At 42.5% G+C, this 21668-nt stretch carries 22 protein-coding genes; all 22 read left to right on the forward strand.

Features of this window, described 5'->3' with window-relative positions:
* The first annotated feature begins 111 nt into the window (after positions 1–111).
* The 22 genes from rimP to NAF01_RS09505 all read left to right on the forward strand — a co-directional run bounded on the left by rimP (position 112) and on the right by NAF01_RS09505 (position 21551).
* Positions 112–579, forward strand: coding sequence for a ribosome maturation factor RimP (gene rimP / locus NAF01_RS09400; RefSeq protein ID WP_048008989.1), 468 nt, complete (start codon positions 112–114; stop codon positions 577–579).
* 153 nt (positions 580–732) lie between these two features.
* On the forward strand, positions 733–1890 hold the full coding sequence (nusA, locus tag NAF01_RS09405) for a transcription termination factor NusA (RefSeq protein ID WP_048008988.1): 1158 nt from the start codon (positions 733–735) through the stop codon (positions 1888–1890).
* 17 nt (positions 1891–1907) lie between these two features.
* Positions 1908–2192, forward strand: coding sequence for an RNase P modulator RnpM (gene rnpM / locus NAF01_RS09410; RefSeq protein ID WP_048008987.1), 285 nt, complete (start codon positions 1908–1910; stop codon positions 2190–2192).
* Positions 2189–2491, forward strand: coding sequence for a YlxQ family RNA-binding protein (locus tag NAF01_RS09415; RefSeq protein WP_009330704.1), 303 nt, complete (start codon positions 2189–2191; stop codon positions 2489–2491). The genes rnpM and NAF01_RS09415 overlap by 4 nt, the downstream gene beginning before the upstream one ends.
* A gap of 19 nt (positions 2492–2510) precedes the next feature.
* A complete protein-coding gene (infB, locus tag NAF01_RS09420; RefSeq protein WP_048008986.1) occupies positions 2511–4742 on the forward strand; it encodes a translation initiation factor IF-2 in 2232 nt (743 codons plus the stop codon).
* Positions 4742–5023, forward strand: coding sequence for a DUF503 domain-containing protein (locus tag NAF01_RS09425; RefSeq protein WP_009330702.1), 282 nt, complete (start codon positions 4742–4744; stop codon positions 5021–5023). Before infB ends, NAF01_RS09425 begins: the two co-directional genes overlap by 1 nt.
* Positions 5024–5039: 16 nt before the next feature.
* Complete coding sequence (rbfA, locus tag NAF01_RS09430) at positions 5040–5402, forward strand: 30S ribosome-binding factor RbfA (protein ID WP_250802154.1); 363 nt, start codon at positions 5040–5042, stop codon at positions 5400–5402.
* Positions 5403–5468: 66 nt separating this feature from the next.
* Entirely contained in the window at positions 5469–6386 is a 918-nt protein-coding gene (gene truB, locus NAF01_RS09435; protein ID WP_197248068.1) for a tRNA pseudouridine(55) synthase TruB, read from the forward strand.
* 66 nt (positions 6387–6452) lie between these two features.
* Positions 6453–7403 carry a bifunctional riboflavin kinase/FAD synthetase gene (gene ribF, locus NAF01_RS09440; RefSeq protein ID WP_197248070.1) on the forward strand — a complete coding sequence of 317 codons (951 nt, stop codon included), beginning with the start codon at positions 6453–6455 and terminating at the stop codon, positions 7401–7403.
* Between the two features lie 122 nt (positions 7404–7525).
* On the forward strand, positions 7526–7795 hold the full coding sequence (gene rpsO / locus NAF01_RS09445; protein ID WP_009330698.1) for a 30S ribosomal protein S15: 270 nt from the start codon (positions 7526–7528) through the stop codon (positions 7793–7795).
* Between the two features lie 311 nt (positions 7796–8106).
* Entirely contained in the window at positions 8107–10227 is a 2121-nt protein-coding gene (gene pnp, locus NAF01_RS09450; RefSeq protein WP_048008983.1) for a polyribonucleotide nucleotidyltransferase, read from the forward strand.
* Between the two features lie 185 nt (positions 10228–10412).
* On the forward strand, positions 10413–11429 hold the full coding sequence (locus NAF01_RS09455) for a polysaccharide deacetylase family protein (protein ID WP_197248072.1): 1017 nt from the start codon (positions 10413–10415) through the stop codon (positions 11427–11429).
* 42 nt (positions 11430–11471) lie between these two features.
* On the forward strand, positions 11472–12707 hold the full coding sequence (locus NAF01_RS09460; protein ID WP_163145112.1) for a M16 family metallopeptidase: 1236 nt from the start codon (positions 11472–11474) through the stop codon (positions 12705–12707).
* 126 nt (positions 12708–12833) lie between these two features.
* Complete coding sequence (locus NAF01_RS09465; protein WP_048008980.1) at positions 12834–13088, forward strand: YlmC/YmxH family sporulation protein; 255 nt, start codon at positions 12834–12836, stop codon at positions 13086–13088.
* Between the two features lie 370 nt (positions 13089–13458).
* Positions 13459–14361: a dipicolinic acid synthetase subunit A gene (gene dpaA / locus NAF01_RS09470; protein WP_076256224.1), complete on the forward strand. Its 903-nt coding sequence runs from the start codon at positions 13459–13461 to the stop codon at positions 14359–14361.
* Positions 14358–14957, forward strand: coding sequence for a dipicolinate synthase subunit B (gene dpaB / locus NAF01_RS09475; protein WP_048008979.1), 600 nt, complete (start codon positions 14358–14360; stop codon positions 14955–14957). The genes dpaA and dpaB overlap by 4 nt, the downstream gene beginning before the upstream one ends.
* A gap of 287 nt (positions 14958–15244) precedes the next feature.
* Complete coding sequence (gene asd, locus NAF01_RS09480; protein ID WP_163145113.1) at positions 15245–16294, forward strand: aspartate-semialdehyde dehydrogenase; 1050 nt, start codon at positions 15245–15247, stop codon at positions 16292–16294.
* A 41-nt stretch (positions 16295–16335) separates the two neighbouring features.
* Complete coding sequence (gene dapG / locus NAF01_RS09485) at positions 16336–17580, forward strand: aspartate kinase (protein ID WP_197248074.1); 1245 nt, start codon at positions 16336–16338, stop codon at positions 17578–17580.
* Between the two features lie 127 nt (positions 17581–17707).
* Entirely contained in the window at positions 17708–18574 is an 867-nt protein-coding gene (gene dapA / locus NAF01_RS09490) for a 4-hydroxy-tetrahydrodipicolinate synthase (protein WP_197248076.1), read from the forward strand.
* A 212-nt stretch (positions 18575–18786) separates the two neighbouring features.
* On the forward strand, positions 18787–20454 hold the full coding sequence (locus tag NAF01_RS09495) for a ribonuclease J (RefSeq protein ID WP_197214888.1): 1668 nt from the start codon (positions 18787–18789) through the stop codon (positions 20452–20454).
* A gap of 126 nt (positions 20455–20580) precedes the next feature.
* Positions 20581–21333, forward strand: a complete 753-nt coding sequence (locus NAF01_RS09500) for a ClpP family protease (RefSeq protein WP_197248078.1) — start codon at positions 20581–20583, stop codon at positions 21331–21333.
* The gene (locus NAF01_RS09505; RefSeq protein ID WP_009330685.1) at positions 21330–21551 is read left to right on the forward strand and encodes a YlzJ-like family protein; all 222 of its coding nucleotides are present in this window, start codon (positions 21330–21332) and stop codon (positions 21549–21551) included. Before NAF01_RS09500 ends, NAF01_RS09505 begins: the two co-directional genes overlap by 4 nt.
* Positions 21552–21668: the final 117 nt, after the last annotated feature.

The raw sequence follows: 21668 nt of genomic DNA on the forward strand, positions 1-21668 counted from the left end.
TAATATCGGATCTATGTTAAAACTATATGTTAATTAAGTTTAGCAGAGCCAATTTCTGATTTATTGATTGAAAAACAGCGCTTTAGATTCCAGGAAAAAGGAGGGATATGAATGAGCAAAGTGACTGAAACGGTGGAACAACTGGTCACCCCTATTGTGGATGAACTTAATTTAGAATTAGTCGACATTGAATATGTAAAAGAAGGGAAAGACTGGTTCCTTCGCGTATTTATTGATAAAGAAACTGGTGTTGATATCGAGGAATGCGGAATGGTCAGTGAAAGGCTAAGCGAAAAGCTTGATGCTGAAGATCCGATTCCATACAACTATTTCTTGGAAGTTTCATCGCCGGGAGCTGAACGCCCTCTTAAGAAAGACAGTGATTTTATTAAAGCAGTCGGCAAGAATGTTTACATTAAAACATATGAGCCAATTGATGGTGAAAAGACGTTCGAAGGTGTGTTAACCCAATTTGACGGTGAGACCGTTACGGTAGAAGTCAAAATCAAAACAAGGAAGAAAAATATTGAAATTCCTTATGAGAAGGTAGCAAATGCCCGTTTAGCCGTTGTATTTTAATAACGGCTGATTGCGGGCTTGCTTATTAAGAAAAGCTGAAGCGCCTTGCGCTATTGAAATACAAAATTCACTGCTTGTCTTAATAAGAAAGCGGAATTGCTGCTTTAGCGTTGATCATTTTTTATAAGAGAAATAAAGGGGGATATAAATCTCATGAGCAGTGAACTTTTGGATGCTCTGACATTGCTTGAGAAAGAAAAAGGCATTTCTCGCGATGTGATTATCGAAGCCATTGAAGCTGCATTGGTGTCAGCCTACCGCAGAAACTTTAACCAGGCACAGAATGTGCGCATTGATTTAAACCTAGGGAACGGAACGATGAGAGTCTTTGCCCGCAAAGAGGTAGTGGATGAAGTATTTGATCCGCGTCTTGAGATCTCTGCTGAGGATGCTCAAAAAATCAATCCGAACTACCAGGTGGAAGATGTCGTTGAAATGGAAGTAACACCTAAGGACTTTGGGCGCATCGCTGCCCAGACGGCAAAACAGGTAGTTACACAGCGTGTCCGTGAAGCGGAGAGAGGCATCATTTATTCTGAATTTATCGACCGTGAAGAAGATATTATGACGGGGATTGTTCAGCGTACAGATCCTAAGTTCATCTATGTGAGCCTTGGAAAGATTGAAGCGATCCTTCCGGCGAACGAACAAATGCCAAATGAGCGTTATCAGCCCCATGACCGCATTAAAGTCTTTATTACAAAGGTAGAAAAGACAACAAAAGGTCCACAGATCTTCGTAAGCAGGACCCATCCTGGCCTGCTGAAGAGATTATTTGAGATCGAAGTTCCTGAAATCTATGATGGAACTGTAGAAATCAAATCCGTTGCGCGTGAAGCAGGGGACCGTTCCAAGATCTCGGTTCATTCTGACAATGAAGAAGTTGATCCTGTAGGTTCATGTGTAGGTCCTAAGGGCACACGTGTACAGGCGATAGTCAATGAGCTCAAGGGTGAGAAAATTGATATCGTAAAATGGTCCTCAGATCCTGTAGTATTCGTCGCAAATGCACTAAGTCCTTCAAAGGTGCTTGACGTAATCGTAAATGAAGATGACAAAGCAACAACTGTTGTAGTTCCTGATTATCAGCTTTCACTGGCAATTGGAAAGCGCGGACAGAATGCCAGACTTGCAGCAAAGCTTACAGGCTGGAAAATAGACATCAAATCAGAAACAGATGCCCGTGAAGCCGGAATTTATCCGAGGGATGAAAAACTGTTGAACTTTGATAATGATGATTATGAAAACGAAGACTATGAAAATGATGCAGACTTCGATTTTCAGGATGAACTTTTAGAGGAAAAAGAATAGGGAAGAGGTGAATGATCGTGAACAATCGTAAAAAAGTTCCTTTGCGAAAATGTGTCGCTACCGGTGAAATGAGGCCGAAAAAAGAACTCGTTCGCATCGTTCGCTCCAAAGAAGGGGAAGTCTCTGTTGACCCGACCGGAAAAAAATCAGGTCGCGGGGCTTATCTTTCCAAAGAAAAGGAAGCAATTTTGTTAGCAAAGAAGAAGAATATCTTAGCCAATCATTTAGAAGTTTCCATAGATGATGTTATCTATGAAGAACTCTTGGAGTTAATAGAGAAGGAGAAACGGCAATCCAAATGAACTCAAATCAATGGATGTCATTGCTTGGCTTAGCCAATCGGGCACGGAAAATTACTTCGGGAGAAGAGCTTGCTGTTAAAGAGATCAGAAACGGCAAAGCAAAGCTTGTTTTGCTGTCTGCAGATGCATCCGCAAATACGGCAAAAAAAGTTACAGATAAATGTAAATCATTTGGGGTTCCATATAAGCTGATTCAAAACCGGGAAATGCTCGGCAAGGCTATAGGGAAGGAAGCCCGCGTTGTGGTGGCAGTGTTAGATGCCGGATTTGCAAAAAAGCTGTTAACGTTGCTCGATTAATACTAGCGGGGGTGAAAGTATGAGTAAAATGCGCGTTTATGAATATGCGAAAAAACATAACATTTCAAGCAAGGATGTTATTACAAAATTAAAAGACATGAATATTGAGGTTTCCAATCATATGACTACGATTGAGCCGGCGGCAGTCCAGAAGCTTGACGGTATTTTTATCAAGAATGACAGCCAGGCTCAAAAGCAGAGTAAACCTCAAAATCAGCAGAAGCCGCAGGGAAATCAAAAACCGGCTTCAAATAATAGTGCCGGCAATTCCACAGCTGCTAAAAGCAAGCCTCAGAATAAATCCGGTGAAAACAGAAGCCAGGGACAGGGCAGCCAGTCCGGCAAAAACTTCTCCGGCAATAACAGAGGCAATAACAACAACAGAAACAATAATAACAATAGAAACAATAACAATAACCGAAACAACAATAAGAATAAAAACAACAAAGGCAAACAGCAGCAGACGCATGTGGCCCCAGCTCCTAAAAAAGTGAAGGAGCTTCCTTCAAAAATTACTTTCAGCGAATCACTGACAGTAGCGGAACTGGGAAAGAAGCTTCACCGCGAGCCTTCTGAAATCATTAAAAAGCTATTTATGCTTGGTGTTATGGCAACCATTAACCAGGAACTTGATAAAGATGCGATTGAGCTGATTGCAGGTGAATACGGTGTTGAAGTAGAAGAAGAGATACTGGTTGATACAACCGATCTTGAAGTATACTTCACTGAAGATGAAAATGCCCAACTGGTGGAACGTCCATCTGTTGTAACAATCATGGGACACGTTGACCATGGTAAAACAACATTGCTTGACTCCATCCGCAACACGAAAGTAACTGCGGGAGAAGCAGGCGGAATCACTCAGCATATCGGAGCTTATCAAGTTGAAGAAAACGGCAAAAAGATTACTTTCCTTGATACTCCTGGACACGCTGCGTTCACAACTATGCGTGCCCGCGGTGCGAAAATTACCGATATAACAATTCTCGTTGTAGCAGCTGATGACGGTGTTATGCCGCAAACAGTTGAAGCAATTAACCATGCGAAAGCAGCAGAAGTGCCAATCATTGTGGCTGTTAACAAAATGGATAAGGAAGCAGCAAATCCTGACCGTGTTATGCAGGAATTGACTGAACATGGCCTGGTTCCAGAAGCTTGGGGCGGAGACACGATCTTTGTTCCGATCTCAGCTATTAAAGGCGAGGGAATTGATGAACTGCTTGAAATGATTCTTCTTGTAGGTGAAGTTGAAGAATATAAAGCAAATCCTGATCGCAATGCCGTTGGTACTGTTATCGAAGCACAGCTTGACAAAGGACGCGGTTCAGTCGCGACTCTGCTTGTACAAAACGGTACATTAAAGGTAGGAGACCCTATCGTTGTCGGTAACTCATTTGGACGTGTCCGTGCAATGGTTAATGACCTTGGCCGCCGTGTGAAAACTGCCGGACCTTCAACTCCAGTTGAGATTACAGGTCTTAACGATGTTCCTCAAGCCGGTGACCGCTTCGCTGTTCTTGATGATGAAAAGACTGCCCGCCAGGTTGGAGAAGCCCGTGCCCAACAGGCATTGCAGGCGCAAAGAAATGAAAAAACACGCGTAAGTCTGGATAACTTGTTTGAACATATGAAACAAGGGGAAATGAAAGACTTAAACATCGTTGTGAAAGCGGACGTTCAAGGTTCTGCGGAAGCATTGACTGCTGCTCTTCATAAAATTGATGTAGAAGGTGTTAATGTGCGTATCCTTCATACAGGTGTAGGTGCCATTAACGAGTCTGACATCACTTTAGCTGCTGCTTTCAACGCTATTGTGATCGGATTCAATGTACGTCCTGACAATAACGCGAAACGTGCAGCAGATGCAGAAAATGTTGACATCCGCCTGCACCGCATCATTTACAAAGTAATTGAGGAAATCGAATTGGCGATGCAGGGTATGCTTGATCCTGAGTTCCAGGAAAAAATTATCGGCCAGGCTGAAGTACGCCAGACATTCAAAGTTTCCAAAATCGGTACAATTGCAGGTTCTTATGTTACGGATGGAAAAATAACCCGTGACAGCGGCGTTCGTTTAATCCGCGATGGAGTTGTAATTTTTGAAGGTGAAGTTGACGCTCTTAAGCGATTCAAAGATGACGCTAAAGAAGTAGCACAAGGCTATGAGTGCGGTATTACCATCAAAAACTTCAACGATGTCAAAGAAGGCGACGTAATCGAAGCATATATTATGGAAGAAGTGGAACGTTAATGATAATTGGGCTTGCTGCCTGTGAATGTATCATTTATGACACACATTCTTTGAAAGAAAAACGGGCAGTTTTGCAGCGTATTCTAACCCGGCTGAAACAAAGATATAATGTTTCCGTATCTGAGGTGGACTATCAGGACCTATGGCAGAGGACAAAAATTGCCATTGTGGCCGTTTCGTCCACTCAGGTTTCAACTGAGCACGAGCTGCAAAATGCGCTGAAAATGATTGATTCGTTCCCGGAAATTGAACGGACAATTACAGATTTAGAGTGGCTTTAAGAAGAGGTGATATAGAATGAGCCTTAGAGCAAATCGGGTTGGGGAACAAATGAAAAAAGAACTTGGTGAAATCATCAGCCGAAAAATCAAGGACCCGCGGGTTGGTTTTGTAACAGTCACTGATGTTCAAGTAACCGGGGATCTCCAGCAGGCAACCGTGTTTATCTCAGTTCTGGGTGATGAGGAACAAAGGGAGAATACGCTTCGCGGGCTGGCTAAAGCAAAAGGCTTTATCCGATCTGAAATCGGCCAGCGAATCCGGCTGCGGAAAACACCGGAAATCCTTTTCGAATTTGATGAATCAATCGACTACGGCAACCGCATCGAATCGTTGCTTCATCAAATCCAGGACGAAGGTCGTTCCAAAGAAGAAGAATAATGAAATGGATAGACACTTTGTCTATCCATTTTTTTCTAAATACAAACAGACAAGGTGGTACATAATATGGAAGGAATTTTGCCGCTTTTTAAACCTAAGGGAATGACTTCCCATGATTGTGTGTTCAGGCTGCGGAAGATTTTGCGAATGAAAAGAATCGGCCACACCGGAACACTGGACCCTGACGTGACAGGAGTACTTCCCATCTGCCTTGGGAGGGCAACGAAGGTGGCTGAATACATAACAGACGCAGGGAAATCTTATGAGGGAGAAGTCACAATAGGCTTTTCTACAACAACGGAAGATGCATCTGGTGAAGTCGCAGAAAGGAAAGAAGTTTCATCACCTATTTCCAGAAATCAAGTGATGAAAGTGCTTCAAAGCCTGACAGGGGAAATTACACAGACTCCTCCAATGTATTCAGCAGTAAAGGTAAATGGCAAGCGCCTTTATGAATATGCAAGACAGGGAATAGAAGTGGAACGGCCGTCCAGGAAAGTTACTATCTACTCAATCGAACTTCTCGATGAGAGAGAGATGTTTGAGGGTGAGAATATTACTTTCCGTTTCCGTGTAGCCTGCAGCAAAGGTACATACATCCGTACGCTTGCGGTCATGATTGGGAGTGAACTGGGATATCCTGCCCATATGTCTGAACTGGTTAGAATCCAGTCGGCCTCACTGACACTTGATGATTGCCTGACTTTTGAAGAAATAGAAGACAGGGCCGAGAAGGGGACAATGGATGAGGTTCTTCGGCCTATGGAAGCCGCGCTTTCTCATTTGCCGAAATTTCATATAAATGATAAAGTAGCAGAGAAAGTAAAAAATGGGGCTGTATTAACCATCCCTGATCATTTGTATGACACTAAAGGCCCAATCGCTATAGAGGGGGAGGAAGGTCTTGTTCTGGCGATTTATGAGCATCACCCCCGCAAACCAGGGTTAATGAAGCCAGTAAAGGTGTTAAGGAATGATCAATAAGCACTCGTTAAAAAGCTGTGCATTTATATAGGTCCAGGCTCTGTAGAGAAAAGGTGAATTATTACTATGGAAGTTATTCATATACATCATCCCCATCGAATGGATAGAAACGAAATGCCTGAATTGGCAATAGCACTTGGCTATTTTGATGGTGTTCATCTGGGTCACCAGAAAGTCATCCGTGAAGCAAAATCAATAGCTGAACAAAAAGGATTAAAAAGTGCAGTCATGACATTTGATCCGCATCCCTCGGTTGTTTTGGGGAAAAGCGTTCAGCATGTGGAGTATATTACACCTCTTGAGGATAAAATTGGTATCATATCTGATCTAGGTATAGATTATTTGTTTGTTATCAATTTCACAAGGGAATTTGCTAATCTGCTGCCACAGGAGTTTGTTGACCAATACCTGATTGGTCTTAATGCAAAACATGTCGTGGCAGGCTTTGATTATTCCTATGGACGAATGGGACGCGGCACAATGGAAACATTGCTGTTCCATTCGAGGGATCAATTTGATTACTCGGTCGTTGCAAAGCTGGCAAAAGAAGACGAAAAAATCAGCTCTACGCTAATAAGGAAATATATTCGTGAAGGGAAAACGGCTGAGCTTCCCGGCCTTTTAGGAAGATATTATAAAACATCCGGAATCGTTATCCATGGTGACAAGAGAGGCCGGACAATCGGCTTTCCTACAGCGAATGTAGACGTTTCTGATGACTGCATCATTCCCCCTCCCGGTGTATATGCTGTAAGATTCTCAGTAGATGGCAGCTGGTATGAAGGTGTCTGTAATGTCGGATACAAACCTACTTTTAATCAGGAAAAAGGGGACAGGCCATCAGTTGAAGTCCATATTTTTGATTTCTCTTCAGATATTTATGGCAGGAAGGTTACCGTTGAATGGCATAAACATCTTAGAAGCGAGAAGAGATTTGCCGGCGTTCAGGAGTTAATTGCGCAAATTGAAAAGGATAAACAGCAGACTGAGCAATATTTTGAGAAAAACAGGGTTTAGCCTTGCTTTTTGTCATAAAAAGTTGTATTCTAATTAACGTACCAAATGAACCTTTGCTTGGCAAGTCGAGTCACCGACGCTTGCTCAGTAACAGGGGATTGAAAATTTAGGAGGTGAACCGGATGGCAATCACTAAAGAACGTAAAAATGAGCTAATCAATGAGTTCAAAACTCATGAGAGCGACACTGGATCTCCAGAAGTTCAAATCGCTGTCCTTACTGAAGAAATCAACAATTTGAACGACCATTTACGTACTCACAAGAAAGACCACCATTCACGTCGCGGTCTTTTGAAAATGGTTGGTAAGCGCCGTAACCTATTAACTTACCTTCGCAACAAAGACGTTGCACGCTACCGTGAGTTAATCAATAAGCTTGGCTTACGTCGATAATCAACAGAAGCGGGATTTTTTCCCGCTTTTTTATTAGCTTTAAAAACTTGAATTTTGTTCCTGATCATGTACATACATAACTTATCCTATTTTAGCAAACGGGAAAATTGTGCATACTATAAGATGCCTAATTTTATTATGATTAACGAGCATTTCATGCTTTTATATAAAACTGGACTGCTGGCAATGCAAAGCTTATGAGCTTCTGCTGTCTTCGCAGGAACGCCTGCTGAATAAAGCAGGAAATTAACCAATTAAACGGACCAGGCATTGACGCCTGTCCTTAAGTGAATGCAGAGAGGGGTACAATTATGGGACAAGATAAACATGTCTACAGCCTTGATTGGGCTGGGCGCAAATTGACCGTAGAGATTGGCCAGCTGGCTAAACAGGCTAACGGTGCAGTTTTAGTGCGCTATGGTGATACTGTAGTTTTAAGTACAGCTACAGCATCAAAAGAACCGAAAAATCTGGATTTCTTTCCTCTGACAGTTAACTATGAAGAACGTTTGTATGCTGTTGGTAAGATTCCGGGCGGTTTTATTAAGAGAGAGGGCCGTCCAAGTGAAAAAGCGATTTTGGCAAGCCGTTTAATTGACAGGCCAATTCGTCCATTATTCGCTGATGGTTTCAGAAATGATGTACAGGTTGTAAGCATGGTGATGAGTGTGGATCAAAACTGCTCATCAGAAATGGCTGCAATGTTTGGTTCATCATTAGCTCTTTCTGTGTCGGATATTCCATTTGGCGGACCGATTGCTGGAGTCAGCGTAGGCCGCATCGATGGAGAATTCATCATAAATCCATCTGTAGACCAGGCTGAAAAAAGCGATATCAGCCTTGTTGTAGCGGGTACAAAAGATGCGATTAACATGGTTGAAGCAGGTGCAGAGGAAGTGCCCGAGGAAACTATGCTGGAAGCAATTATGTTTGGTCATGAGGAAATTAAACGCCTTATTGCTTTCCAGGAAGAAATTGCATCTGAAATCGGGAAAGAAAAAATGGAAATTGTTTTATACCAGGTTGACCAGAACTTAGAAGCAGAAGTTCGCGGCATCTGTGAGAAGGATATGATTCAAGCTATCCAGGTGCAGGAGAAACATGCACGTGAAGCTGCCATAAAAGCAGTTAAAGAAGAAATCACAGCTAAATATGAAGGTGAAGAAGCAGACGACGACAAGCTTAAGCAAATTAAGCAGATCCTTGATAAAATTGTTAAAGCAGAAGTTCGCCGTTTAATTACGGAAGATAAAGTTCGTCCGGATGGACGCGGATTGGATGTCATCCGCCCGCTGTCCTCGGAAGTAGACCTTCTGCCGCGCACACATGGTTCAGGTTTGTTTACACGCGGACAAACTCAGGCATTGAGCATTTGTACATTAGGAGCTCTTGGCGATGTACAGATTCTGGACGGGCTGGGAATTGAAGAAGAAAAAAGATTCATGCACCATTACAACTTCCCTAATTTCAGTGTAGGTGAAACTGGGCCAATCAGAGGGCCGGGCCGCCGTGAAATCGGGCATGGTGCTCTTGGAGAACGTGCTCTTGAGCCGATTATTCCTTCTGAAAAGGATTTCCCTTATACGATTCGTCTTGTATCTGAGGTGCTGGAATCAAATGGTTCAACATCACAGGCAAGTATTTGTGCAAGTACTTTGGCTATGATGGATGCAGGTGTGCCTATTAAAGCGCCGGTTGCCGGTATAGCAATGGGCCTAATTAAATCAGGCGAGCATTATTCAATCCTGACAGACATTCAGGGTATGGAAGATCACCTTGGCGATATGGACTTTAAAGTGGCGGGTACCTCTAAGGGAGTTACTGCTCTTCAAATGGATATTAAAATTGAAGGTCTGTCCCGTGAGATTCTGGAAGAAGCACTGCAGCAGGCGAAGAAAGGCCGCATGCAAATTCTTGATTCCATGCTGAGCACTATTGAGCAGCCAAGAAAAGAGCTGTCTGAATATGCTCCTAAGATTCTGATGATGTCAATCAACCCTGACAAAATCCGTGATGTTATTGGGCCGAGCGGAAAGCAGATCAATAAGATTATCGAAGAAACAGGCGTTAAGATCGATATTGAACAAGATGGAACAGTATTCATCTCATCTGTAAATGAAGAAATGAATCAAAAAGCGAAGAAAATCATTGAAGATATCGTACGTGAAGTGGAAGTTGGACAAATGTATCTGGGCAAGGTAAAACGGATTGAAAAATTTGGTGCATTTGTTGAAATCTTCTCTGGTAAAGATGGATTAGTTCACATTTCAGAACTTGCTGAAGAGCGTGTAGGGAAAGTGGAAGATGTGCTATCCATTGGGGACGAACTTCTGGTAAAAGTTACTGAAATCGATAAACAAGGCCGCGTAAATCTTTCCCGCAAAGCCGTATTGCGTGAACAGCGTGAGCAAAAGGAAAAAGCACAGCAATAATACTAACCTCTATTTAAAAGAGAAGCATTTTGCGTTGCGAATTTTCCTAAAAGCCAGGGGAAACCCTGGCTTTTTACATATACGAATTTTCATGGGCTTTTGCCCTATACTGCATACCTTTGTTACTCGGTTCCGTTCTACCTTGTCCCTTCAAATCATACTATGAATTGAAGGAGGCATGAAGAATGAGAAAGTTTATCCATATTACGATCATGTTTGTGCTGGCACTTGTTTTTATCAATAATCCTTTAACTGATCAGTATGTATCAGGCCTGAAACAAGAAACAGATATCATAACTGTTTCCAAGCAAAAGGATTCACTATATGAAGAAATTACAGCAAAAAAAGAAGAATTCAGCATTCCTCCACAGGATGCAAAAATAGACCCTGTATGGAAAGCCATTCCTGGTCTTAACGGAATTGAAGTAGATGTTGAGGCATCGTATAGAAAGATGAAGTCAGGCAAAAAGTTCAATGAAGATAAACTTGTATTTAAACAAATTGAACCGAAGGTGAAGTTAAAGGACCTGCCGCCGTCACCTATCTATAAAGGCCATCCCGATAAACCAATGGTCAGCTTCATCATTAATGTGGCGTGGGGGAATGAATATTTATCCGGTATGCTGGCCACTTTAAAGGAACATAATGTGTCAGCAAGTTTTTTTCTTGAAGGAAGATGGGTAAAGAATAATCCGGAACTCGCCAGAATGATTATGGATGCAGGCCATGAAGTAGGCAACCATTCGTACACCCATCCTGACATGAAAGTGATCTCTTCTGCAAGGACAAGGGAAGAAATCCAAAAGACAAATGATGTGATTGAAGCCACAATGGATGAAAAGCTGAGTAAGCCTATTACATGGTTCGCTCCTCCAAGCGGCAGCTATAGAGATGAAACAGTGAAGATTGCTGCCGAGAAAAACCTTGGCACCGTCATGTGGACTGTTGATACAGTGGATTGGAGAAAACCCTCCCCGGATGTGCTGATAAACAGAGTGTTATCAAAGGTCCATAATGGAGCACTTATTCTGATGCATCCTACGGAATCCACCGAAAAGTCACTTGATAGACTTATAACAGGGCTTAAGCAGAAGAACCTGGAGATTGGAACAGTATCCGAGCTGTTAAGCGAGAAGAGAATCCAGTATAGAGAAAATAAAAATCAGGATTTTGGAAAAAATAACAATAATAATATAAACTAATGTAAGCATATGTCTTTGGGGTTCAGAACAGGAGGAATTTATTTGATTAAGAAATATACATGCCAAAACGGAGTAAGAGTCGTACTAGAAAATATTCCAACCGTCCGTTCTGTAGCGATAGGGGTATGGATCGGAACAGGTTCAAGAAATGAAGTTCCAGAGAATAATGGAATTTCTCATTTTCTTGAGCATATGTTCTTCAAAGGAACGAAAACGAGATCAGCCCGTGAAATTGCTGAGAGCTTTGATAGCATTGGCGGGCAGGTGAACGCCTTCACTTCAAAAGAATATACATGCTACTATGCAAAAGTATTAGATACCCATTCTGATTTTGCTCTTGAAGTGCTTTCTGATATGTTTTTTAACTCCACGTTTGTGGATGAGGAACTGAACAAAGAAAAGAATGTTGTTTACGAAGAAATCAAAATGTATGAAGACACGCCTGATGATATCGTTCATGATCTTTTGAGCAAAGCAATCTATGAGAATCACTCACTTGGTTATCCGATTCTTGGTACTGAAGGAACGCTGGCTACGTTTAATGGCGAAACATTAAAACAGTATATGCATGAAACATACACGCCTGAAAATGTTGTGATCTCGATTGCCGGAAATATTGAGGAATCTTTCATCAAAGAAGTTGAAAAATACTTTGGATCCTACGAAGGCGGTAAGAGAGAACGCACAGAGCAGAAGCCTGAGTTTCATTCGAACCATCTTGCCCGTAAAAAGGATACCGAGCAGGCTCATCTTTGCTTAGGGTTCGAAGGTCTGCAGGTAGGGCATGAGGAAATATACAATCTGATTGTTTTAAATAATATTTTGGGTGGAAGCATGAGCAGCCGCTTATTCCAGGATGTCAGGGAACAAAAAGGATTGGCTTATTCTGTTTTCTCTTATCATTCTGCCTTCCAGGACAGCGGTATTGTGACGCTTTACGGTGGTACGGGAGCTAAACAGCTGGATGTTCTTTTTGATACGATTCAGGAAACCCTTGCCACACTTAAAAAAGAAGGCATCACAGATAAAGAGCTGAATAACAGTAAAGAACAGCTCAAAGGAAGCTTAATGCTAAGCCTTGAAAGCACAAACAGCAGGATGAGCCGCAATGGCAAAAATGAACTGCTTCTGGGCCGCCATCGGTCTATGGATGAAATCGTGGATGAAATCGATGCAGTTTCCATGCAGGGCGTGAATAATATGGCGAATGCCATTTTCACAGATCACTATTCAGTAGCATTAATAAGTCCGGATGGAGAACTTCCGAAAAATCTTTAATATTTATTCCAATTGCAAAATTGGTGAAACAGCCTGTATCATGCAGGCTGTTTTCTTTTTGGCCTGGACTTCTAAAACTCCAGGCTGAACGATAAGAATATAGAGAAGAGAAAAGGAGGGCAGAAGATGAGATTAAGTGAGCTGAGCGGAAAGGAAATTGTGGATGTGAAGCGTGCAGAAAGGCTGGGAGTACTTGGGCAGACAGACCTTGAAATAAATGAGAAAAGTGGACAGATTCAGGCATTGCTCATCCCTTCATTAAAGTGGTTCGGCTTCATGCGACAGGGAGATGAAATCCGGGTTTCATGGCAGCATATCAGGAAGATAGGAAATGACATGATCATTATTGATATCCCGGAATCTGAAGATCAGCAGGAATAGTTTTGAAGGAAGGGCCGGTTAGGTCCTTTTTGTTTTTACCGGGAAGCTAATCTCCTCAATCCCTTTATAAATCCCTTCCCACTTTGACCCATTTTCTTTTAAGTGGAAAACTCACCTATTGCCCCGTTCATACATAAGATGTTGAAGTAGTTCATTACAACAATTCCCTTATGATTATTAATTGATTTGCCGGCCCAATTTTAACGCCATTTCGTTTAAAGATAAAACTGCTTGCAATTGCTGTCTTGTGCAACTGCTTAGTAAAGCGGCGTTGCCGGTGCGAGGATACTTTTTACCAGGAGTCATGAAGTTGTTGGCTTCAAAAATAAATGCTTTCTTAAAAAGAAAGAAAAAAGAAGGTGAGTGTTGCATGCTGACAGGAACCCAAATTGCAGTCATCGGCGGTGATGCAAGGCAGCTCGAAATCATCCGTAAACTGACCGAGCTTGATGCAAAGCTCGCATTAATTGGTTTTGAGCAGCTTGATCATGCGTTCTCAGGTGCGGTAAAAGAAAAAATAGATGAAGTGGACTTTACCAATATAGACGCAATTATCCTGCCTGTGCCCGGAACGGGCCTGGAGGGTCAGATTGAAACGATTTTCTCTAATGAAAAAGTGATTTTTGAAGAGGAAATCCTCGCCCAGACTCCAGCGCACTGTACAGTTTATTCCGGCATAACCAATTCATATTTAACCGGAGTAACCAAATCGGCGGACCGCCGTCTTGTTCAATTATTTGAACGGGATGATGTAGCTATTTATAATTCCATCCCAACAGTTGAAGGAACCATTATGATGGCAATCCAGCATACAGATTTCACCATACATGGTTCGAATATAGCTGTAATAGGCCTTGGCAGAGTTGGAATGAGTGTAGCAAGAACCTTTCATGCACTGGGTGCAAAAGTAAAGGTGGGGGCGAGAAAAAGTGAGCACATCGCCAGGATAACGGAAATGGGCTTAACCCCATTTAACCTGAAGGAAATTGAGGATGCGGTAAAAGATGTTGATATTTGCATAAACACAGCTCCCCATTTAGTTGTAACAGCGTCCGTTATATCGAAGATGCCGACACATACGCTCATCATTGACCTGGCTTCCAAGCCCGGAGGTACCGATTTCCGCTACGCAGAAAAACGGGGAGTAAAAGCACTGCTCGCCCCTGGCCTGCCTGGAATCGTTGCTCCGAAAACAGCCGGACAAATTCTGGCGAATGTTCTTTCTCAATTGATTAAGGAAGATTTGCAAAAGAGAAAGGGGAATACAATATGAGTTTGAAAGGGAAAAGAATCGGTTTCGGATTAACAGGATCGCATTGCACATATGATGCAGTGTTCCCTGAAATAGAAAGACTTGTTCTCGCAGGGGCTGAAGTGCTTCCGGTCGTCACCTTTACGGTAAAGAGCACTGAGACCAGATTTGGAAAAGGAGAAGACTGGGTTCAAAGAATTGAAGATCTGACTGGACATAAAGTGATTGATTCAATTGTGAAAGCGGAACCGCTGGGACCTAAAATCCCCCTTGATTGCATGGTGATTGCGCCGCTTACCGGAAATACGATGAGCAAATTCGCCAATGCGATGACCGACTCGCCTGTCCTGATGGCAGCAAAGGCAACTTTAAGAAACGGTAAACCAGTCGTGCTGGGAATATCTACAAATGATGCATTGGGTTTAAATGGAGTAAACTTAATGAGACTAATGGCAACGAAGAATATTTATTTTATTCCATATGGCCAGGATGATCCTGTGAAGAAACCGAACTCAATGGTGGCAAGAATGACAGCATTATCTGATACAGTGCTTCATGCCATGGAAGGTAAACAGCTTCAGCCGGTTTTAGTGGAAAGATACAAAGACGACAATTAGCCCCCTATTTTTTCTAGCAAAAATTTTAGTCCTTTAGTGAACGAATATGTTAGAATAAAGATTATTAAGATAACCAACCTCCAAGGTCTGTTTAAAATAATATTAACCTCTTGGAGTATAGACAATATGCTGATAATATAAATGGAAGCCTGCCATCTTTATAATCAGGCAGGAAAACGGCTGCCAATTGACTTTGGCTGCCGTTCTATTGAATTTTGGGCTATTGTTTTTCACTAAAAACTAACTTTGCTAGAAAAATATAATGGTATTGGAAGGGGAAAAGAAATTTGGAACAGAAAAAAGGATTTCATGTCGCGGTAGTTGGAGCAACTGGTGCAGTTGGCCAGCAAATGATTCAAACACTTGAAAATAGAGATTTTCCGATCTCTCAATTAACCCTCTTATCATCTGCCCGTTCTGCCGGATCAAAGGTAGCATTCAAGGGCCAGGAGTATACAGTTCAGGAAGCGAAGCCAGAGAGCTTTAAAGGCGTGGACATCGCACTATTCAGCGCGGGAGGAAGCGTTTCACAGGAACTGGCTCCGCATGCTGTCGAACATGGTGCCATTGTGGTAGACAACACAAGTGCTTTCCGTATGGATCCAAATGTGCCTCTTGTCGTACCTGAAGTAAATGAAGATGACCTTCATAAGCATAATGGCATTATCGCCAATCCAAACTGTTCAACAATCCAAATGGTTGTTGCACTAAAGCCGGTAAAAGAGAAATTCGGCTTGAAAAAAGTAATTGTTTCTACTTACCAGGCTGTTTCAGGTTCTGGAGCAGCTGCAGTTCAAGAGCTTAATGAGCAGACAAAAGCCATTTTAAATAATGAAGAGTATGAGCCGTCAATTCTTCCTGTAAAGAGCGATAAAAAACATTATCAAATTGCATTCAATGCGATCCCGCAAATTGATAAATTTCAGGATAATGGCTACACGTTTGAAGAAATGAAAATGATCAATGAAACAAAGAAAATCATGCATATGCCAGAGCTGCAAGTGGCTGCTACATGCGTGCGTCTCCCAGTGGCAACCGGACACTCAGAGTCCCTTTATTTCGAAGTGGAATCAGACAGCGTTACGGCAAATGAAGTAAAGAGCCTTCTGGAAAATGCACCTGGAGTTGTTCTGCAGGATGATCCGGAAAATCAAATTTACCCTATGCCTGCTGATTGTGTCGGTAAAAATGATGTGTTCGTCGGCCGTATCCGTAAAGATCTGGATGAAGATAAAGGCTTTCATATGTGGGTAGTTTCTGATAATCTTCTTAAAGGGGCGGCATGGAATTCCGTGCAGATCGCCGAAAGTTTAATTAATCTGGGAATAGTGAAATAGTTATCGTATTCTCTTCATGTTGAGAGGTTAGAGGTGTTTTAATGAATATCATCGTTCAAAAATATGGAGGCACATCAGTCCGCGACGAGAGTAGCCGCGAGCATGCAGCTAAGCATATCAAAAAAGCGCTGGCAGATGGATACAAGGTTGTTGTCGTTGTTTCGGCAATGGGCCGAAAAGGAGATCCATATGCAACCGACACACTGCTTTCGCTGGTAGAAGGCAATAATACCAAAATCAGCAAACGTGAAACGGATCTGCTCTTATCCTGCGGTGAAGTCATCTCAAGTGTTGTATTTTCAAACATGCTAAAAGAACATGGAATAACAGCAGCAGCTCTGACTGGGGCACAGGCAGGATTTAGAACGAATAATGATCATACTAACGCAAAAATTATCGATATGAAATGCGAAAGGCTTTTGAAAGAACTTGAAAATCATGATGTTATCGTGGTTGCAGGATTTCAGGGATCATCAAAAACCGGTGATGTCACAACGATCGGCAGGGGCGGCAGTGATACCTCTGCAGCGGCTCTTGGAGCAGCCCTTAATGCGGAGTGGATAGATATCTTTACTGATGTGGAAGGCATTATGACCGCTGATCCGCGCATTGCTGAAAATGCGCGCCCGTTATCAGTGGTCACTTACACAGAGGTCTGCAATATGGCGTATCAGGGTGCTAAGGTCATTCACCCCCGGGCAGTCGAAATTGCCATGCAGGCAAAAATTCCGATTAGAATCCGTTCAACATACTCCGACAGTCTCGGAACACTTGTCACAACCTTGAATAAGAACAGACGCGGAACGGATATTAAAGAGCGTTCGGTAACTGGAATAGCCCATGTTTCCAATGTGACACAAATAAAGGTCCTTGCGAAGAAAGACCAATACGATCTACAGTCTGAGGTCTTTAAAGCCATGGCTAACCAGGCAATCAGTGTTGACTTTATCAATATATATCCTAATGGCGTCAACTACACCGTAACGGAGGAAATGACTGATAAAGCGATTAGTATTTTAAAGGGCCTTGGTCATGATCCGCTGGTTGAAAGAGAGTGTGCAAAGGTTTCGGTTGTCGGAGCTGGAATGCAGGGTGTACCCGGAGTAGCCTCGCGGATCGTTACGGCATTGTCCGAGCAGGGAATCCGTATTCTGCAGTCAGCAGACAGCCATACAACAATCTGGGTCCTGGTAAAGCAGGCAGATTTGATAAAGTCTGTTAATGCATTGCACGATGCTTTCCGCCTGGAAGAAGATTTAGCGGAATATGAGAGAACAGACATTTAAAAATTTTGAAAATAACATGTTTAAAAAGGGGAAGAAAGCCATTCAGCGGTTAACGACGGATTTGTATCCTATGCGGCAGATCCGCCCGTTTCTTCCTGATCTTTAAACATCTGCAAGGAGTGTAAACATGGTTCTATTTGGCCGAGTATCAACAGCTATGGTAACACCATTCGATAATAAGGGACATATTGATTTCTCTAAGACGACACAGCTAATCAATCATCTTATTGAAAACGGTACAGATTCTTTAGTCGTTGCCGGGACAACAGGGGAGTCGCCAACACTAACTAAAGAGGAAAAGCTGGCATTATTCAAACATGCAGTGAAAGCAGCTGACAAACGGGTGCCTGTCATTGCCGGCACCGGAAGCAATAATACGTATGAATCCATTGAATTAACGAAAAAAGCAGAGCAAATTGGTGTTGATGCTATCATGATCGTAGCACCATATTACAATAAGCCAAATCAGGAAGGGCTTTACCGTCATTTCAAGGCTATTGCGGAAAGCACGAGCCTCCCGGTAATGGTTTATAATATTCCGGGACGCTCTTCCGTGAATATTCTGCCTGAAACGATTATCCGACTTTCGGAAATCTCTAACATCGCGGCAGTGAAAGAAGCAAGCGGAGATTTGAATGCAATGGCCAAAATTATTGCTAATACGGATGATGACTTCATGCTATACAGCGGTGATGACGGACTTACTCTTCCATGTATGGCAATAGGCGGGACTGGAATTGTTTCTGTTGCTTCGCATGTAATAGGGAATGAAATGCAGGAAATGATCACAGCTTACCTTAATGGTGAAAATGAAAAAGCTGCAAAAATCCATCAAAAAATTCTTCCGATCATGGAAGGGCTTTTTGCTGCCCCAAGCCCAGTGCCTGTAAAAACAGCGCTGCAGCTTAAAGGGCTGGATGTCGGATCCGTCCGTCTTCCAATGGTCCCATTAACAGAACAGGAACGCAGTGCAGTTGCTGCCCTATTTAAATAATTCTTTGCTTGCCAACCAGTGCTTTGCTGGTTGGTTTTATTTTATTATATGACGGACTTATAACGCCCAAAACATAGAGACTATTATTATAATAAGCCTCAGGAACTCTCAAATAAGCCCATGTATAAATTTGGTTGTCATGGTTTTATGACTTCAAGTATAATATGGATAACTGATCTTGATCGGCTGAACATGCATGGGAGGATAATACATTGAAAAAGAGACAGAATGAAAGCATCAAGCTGGCAGCACTCGGAGGAGTCGGAGAACTTGGGAAAAATATGTATTTGGCAGAGGTGGACGAGGATATATATGTCATCGATGCCGGATTAATGTTCCCTGAAAATGAAATGCTCGGAATTGATATCGTGATACCGGATGTTACATATCTAGTTCAAAACAAGGAAAGAGTAAAAGGAATTTTTCTGACACATGGACACGAGGATCATATTGGAGGCCTGTCTTATGTGCTTGCAAAGGTTAATGTACCTGTTTATGGAACAAAGCTGACTCTGGCGCTGGCTAAAGCCAAAATGAAGGAACAGGAATACAAAGGCAAAGCACAGTTTATTGAAATCAATTCAGATACCAGGGTTGAATTTGATTCGGCAAATGTAACTTTTTTTAGAACGAGCCATAGCATACCGGATAGTGTCGGAGTTGCCATACATACATCAGAGGGTGCAATTGTGTATACCGGCGACTTTAAATTCGATCAGGCAGCGACTGACTTATACAAACCTGAAATCGGCAAAATGGCGCGCTTAGGGGAAGAAGGAGTTCTTTGCCTTCTATCTGACAGTACCGAAGCAGAAAAGCCAGGCTACACAAGCTCAGAATCGAAAGTGGCCAGAGAGATGACAGCTGCATTCATCGCTGCTAAGGGGAGAGTCATTGCGGCTTCCTTTGCATCTGACTTAATTCGAATACAGCATATTTTTGATGCAGCGAACGAAACGGGCAGGAAAGTGGCAGTGGTCGGCAAAAGTCTGCAGAGAATCTATGACATTGCTCTGCAGCTCGGATATTTGCAAGTAGGAGAAGATGTAATTATTCCTGTTGCTGAGATCGGCAAATACAGTGATGACCAAATCGTGGTTCTTACCACGGGTACACAGGGAGAGCCGATCGAAGCCCTCCAAAAAATGGCGAAGCAGTCCCACAGACAGGTCAATATAAAACACGGAGATACCGTTTTACTTGCTGCATCACCCCTAAGAGGCACTGAGGTATTTATCTTCAAAACGATTGATATGCTGTTTAGGGCTGGTGCTGAGGTTATCCCAGGAAAGGGAACCTTTAATACCTCGAGCCATGGCAGCCAGGAAGAACTTAAATTTATGATTAATCTGATGAGTCCCAAATTCTTCATCCCGGTTCATGGGGAGTACCGAATGCTGAAAGCCCATGCAAAAGTTGCTTTGGAGTGCGGATTATCAAGCGGTCAAATTTTTATCCCGGATAAAGGCGATGTAGCAGAAATCAAAGATGGCGCAATCGTTCCCGGAGGAAAAATCCCATCTGGTAATGTGCTGATTGACGGAATTGGTGTCGGCGATGTCGGGAATATTGTCTTAAGAGACCGGAAGCTGCTTTCTCAGGATGGTGTTTTACTGGTAGTAGTTACTCTTAATAAAAAAGAAAAGAAAATCTCAGCTGGCCCTGAAATCATTACAAGAGGATTTGTGTATGTCAGGGAATCAGAAAAGCTTCTTGAGGAAGCTGTAAAAATAGTAAGAGAAACGGTAGAACAGAACCTTGCCAGAGAAGCATTTGACTGGTCAGGAATTAAGCAGGATATGCGTGACAGCCTGAATCAGTATCTTTATGAAAAAACAAAACGCAGACCAATGATCCTTCCGATTCTTATGGAGGGATAACAGTCAGAACACAGCCCGCATCGATTGCCGGGCTGTTTTTTTGCTCTTGCCCCTCAGGCAATAATGCGCATGAAAAATGATCACGCGTTCATACTAACAATATATTGCTTGAAGGGAGAAATAAGGATGGAAAACGATTTGAAAAATACCCGCAATGATGGCGGAGAAGGGCAAGAACAGCCGAAAGAGGATAAACCTTCTGCCCTTATGGAAAAAATTCAGCAGCTTGGACAAACAAATGTGCCGCAGCTGTCTCAGGATTCCAAAATTCACTGCTTGACCATTGTCGGACAGGTGGAAGGGCATCTTCAGCTTCCGCCGCAAAATAAGACAACAAAATATGAGCATTTAATCCCTCAGATTGTTGCGATTGAGCAAAACCCAAAAATAGAAGGTCTTCTGGTTATCTTGAATACTGTTGGCGGCGATGTGGAGGCCGGGCTGGCAATATCAGAAATGCTTGCCTCATTGTCTAAGCCAACAGTCTCCATTGTCCTTGGAGGCGGCCATTCCATTGGTGTTCCTATTGCGGTATCATGCGATTATTCCTTTATTGCAGAAACAGCTACGATGACCATCCACCCTATCAGACTGACCGGCCTGGTAATCGGTGTGCCGCAAACGTTTGAGTATATGGATAAAATGCAGGATCGGGTAATTAATTTTGTAACAAAGCATTCCAATATATCCGAACAGAAATTTAAAGACCTGATGTTTGATAAAGGCAACCTGACCAGGGATATAGGGACGAATGTGGTCGGCAGGGATGCTGTTGAATATGGACTGATTGATGAAGTAGGCGGGGTCGGGCCTGCGCTTGCAAAGCTGAATGAGCTGATTGATATGAATAAACCAAAAGAAGAAGTGATGGTTCAATGATCCTCTATACTATGATGCCGCAAGAACTCATTTACCAAAATGAACAGGACGATTTCGGCAAGCAGAAAATTGTCTCATATGAAGGAATCCCTCTCCTTGTTGAAATGAATGCAGGACAGGAATGCCGCATTTTAAGAATTATGAGCAGTGATCCTACCCATTATATGGATGAAAGGTACACTCCCGGATCCATGATCACTTTAACGCAGTTAAGCTGATAAAACCTTTCAAAAAACAACTTAATTTAGAATCGTTATGATATAATAAAAGTAACTTTAGAAGCAGCCAAAAAATGGCTGCTTCTTCTTTCATAACAGACATGATGTATTACATAA

Source organism: Cytobacillus firmus (genome assembly GCF_023657595.1).
Lineage (GTDB): Bacteria > Bacillota > Bacilli > Bacillales > Cytobacillaceae > Cytobacillus > Cytobacillus firmus_B.